The organism is Azoarcus sp. TTM-91, from assembly GCF_012911025.1.
GTDB lineage: Bacteria > Pseudomonadota > Gammaproteobacteria > Burkholderiales > Rhodocyclaceae > Azoarcus.
In genome coordinates, this window is the sequence record NZ_WUEI01000262.1 from 1 (window position 1) to 1,227 (window position 1,227).

The 1,227-nt window shown below is 73.3% G+C and carries 1 protein-coding gene; it reads right to left on the reverse strand.

The genetic code is table 11. The annotated features are described in order from the left end of the window. Window positions 1–1,075: di-heme oxidoredictase family protein (locus GRF61_RS24125; protein WP_211166187.1), on the reverse strand; the 1,075-nt coding region annotated here is incomplete at its 3' end. Between the last annotated feature and the right edge of the window lie 152 nt (window positions 1,076–1,227).

Here is a 1,227-nt window from a genome sequence, read left to right on the forward strand (position 1 = left end):
GCGCCGGACGGTGGCAGCTGGCGCAGCCGGCGGCGGCGAACAGGTGCTCGCCGCGCTGCACTTCCGGCGCCTCGGCGCGGCGGCGGGCGGGCACCATCAAGGCGTAGTGGTAGAGCGTCATGTCCTGCAGCGCTTCGGCGGAGAGCTCGGGATGGCGGTCGGCGTCCCAGGCGGCGCAGGCGGTCTGCGCCGGTGGGCAGTTGGGTTCGGGGAAGAGCACCGAGGTGATGCCCATGTCGCCGGCCAGCGCGCCGGCCACCTGCTGGCGCAGGTCGGGCTGGTTGGCTTTCCAGCCGAAGCGGCCGAGTACCGTGCGGCCCTGGGCCACGTCCCACACCCGGTTGGGCATGCCGGCCACGCCGCGGCCTTCGCGCTGCTGTTCTTCGGCGATGGCGAGGATGTCCGCCTCCGGCACGGCTTCCAGCAGGCCGAGGCCGAAGATGGCCGGGGCGACGCGCGGCGAGCTCAGGGTATCCGCATGCAGCGGGCCGAAGGCGAGCTTGCGGAAGGCGACGGTAGGGCGGCGCAGTTCCACCTCGGTGCCATCGGCCAGGCGTTCGATATGGGTCTGCCATTGCAGGTAGGCCTCGCCCTCGCCGGGCACGCCGGGTACGCCGATCTCGTTCAGTTGCTCGCCGTAAACCGGCTCCGGCCGCGGGCCGCCGTGGGCGTCCAGGCCGGGGATGGACAGCCGGACCAGCATGGAACGCATCGGCTCGTCGGCGGAGGCGGGTGGTTCGCCACGGCCGTTGCGGGCGTGGCAGGACAGGCAGGAGGGGCGGTTATAGGTCGGGCCCAGGCCGGCGATGCTGGGATCGACCGAGGGCGAGATGACCCAGGTCTGCCGCACCAGGCCGCGGCCATTGGCGACGGCTTCGCGCTGCGCGGCGGGCACCTGCTCCCAGGCGACGCGGGTGTAGGCCTCGCGGCCCTGGTCGGCGGTGGTGAAGTCGCCGCCGGGGCGCTTGTCGAGATTGGCGCCGGCGGCCAGCGCAAGCAGGGGGAGGCTGGAGAGGGCTGCGGTGCGCAGGAGCGTGCGGAAGGGGCGGCGGTGGCGGAGGGCGGCACTTGCCAAGTCTTTGGCGCTTGCCGGCTCAGGGGAGATTGCTGAGGGGCGGCTTGCCCGGGCATGGTGGTGGCCGCCGCGGCGATGTTGGCCGGCCGGAAGACCGTCCAGATCCGCTGACCGCTCGACGGCCGCGAGAAGTCTCCCTCCCCCCTCATGGG